The organism is Polaromonas sp. P1_E1_2 (genome assembly GCF_056406035.1).
Window position 1 is genome coordinate 1 of the sequence record NZ_JBFUAZ010000833.1, and the last position, 1,421, is coordinate 1,421.

General features: G+C 53.2%; 1 protein-coding gene. It reads right to left on the reverse strand.

Going from position 1 to position 1,421, the window contains the following annotated elements; translation table 11 throughout:
• Positions 1 to 1,324, reverse strand: a 1,324-nt coding sequence (locus AC1D1P_RS23350) for an O-antigen ligase family protein (protein ID WP_477674638.1), incomplete at its 3' end; no start/stop codon positions are given.
• Positions 1,325 to 1,421: the final 97 nt, after the last annotated feature.

Consider the following 1,421-nt stretch of genomic DNA (forward strand, 5'->3'; position numbering starts at 1 on the left):
CGAGAATAAAGAGCAGGACTGTGATGGCGGTGACAACGGGCACAACAGATCGGAGCAAAAAACCCTCTCGGGAAATTCGCCATAAACCCAAGAATGCCCCCGGTTTGGCGCTTAAAGCGCCCATCCAAAGCCCCACGGGCAGCAGGAAATAGGCGTAATGCAGAGGGAACTCAACCATGGCATGGCTGAACACGAAACCCGTGCCGAGCAGCAGACACCAGGATAAAGAATCGCGAACAATACGGTATTGCCACAAGAACCATGCGGAAACCAGTAAAGTGGCCGCAAGCCCGACTGGCAAACCGTTCCACAACATCAGGTCAAGAAAGAGATTGTGGGCACTTTCAAAGAATGTGTAGGTAGGGGGATAGGCAAGTGCAGTGGCTTGTTGTGCCGCTGCTATCTGCGTCCATCCGTAACCCTGCCACGGGGCCAGCGAAATCGCCTCCATCATTGATTGCCAATAAATGGTTCTAATTCCGGGAGTCATACGGCCAACAATGCTTCCCGCTTCGGCTCCAAGCAATAGCCATTGATTAATCAAAGGCCACGCGAGCGTGACGGCGAAGTAGAAGGCACCGATGGCGGCAATTGCGCTCCCACTCACACGCAGCTGGCACCGTTTGCGCAGCGGGACATATAAAACCAGGAGCCAACACCATGCCAACAGGACGGAGCGGGAGCCTGTCATGACAAGCCCGAATACCAACCAAAGAGCCGCGCTTAGCCCTACCCAAACATGTATTTTTCTTGTCTCAAATAGAAATAAAAGCCCGGTCAGGCCGAGTAGCAGTAGTGTGGCAAATTGATTCGGCTGAGCCAGATTGGCGAAGACTCGTCCACCCGGCTCAAGGTCAATCACAAAAATCGCCAGCTTCCCTAAATCCAGCCACTGATGGAACGCAACGCCCATGGAGACAATTGACGCCATCGAAATGGCGAGCCACAAACCAGTGATACGCGTCAGATCCGCCGGCAGATTGTCGTCGGGCTTCACATAGCGGGCCCCCAAGAAAACGGCGAGTCCAAAGCCCGCCGGGTACAAAAACGCCATCAAGGCATCACCCCTGAAAACGATCAACCCAAAGCCCAGCTGCAACATGGGCACTATCGCCAAAGCCCAAGCAGCCCACGCCAATAACGGCACACTTGGCACGCCATGAATAGCAGCCCACAAGCCCAAAGGCAGGAATGCCAAGGCCATCGCCCATTCCTGATGGGCGGTAACCCATGGGGAATAGTGGTTTGGCAATAGATACGCAAGAAACGCCAAAACTGACAACCAGGTAAATGCCCTCTGCCGCATCAAAGTTTCCGAAATCAAGTTATGGACTCCGACGATTTATTTATCCTTCATACAAAAAATAAAAGCGGCGCGTCGAATGACGCGCCGCTTTACATGCAATACCGAACTGCTGTTT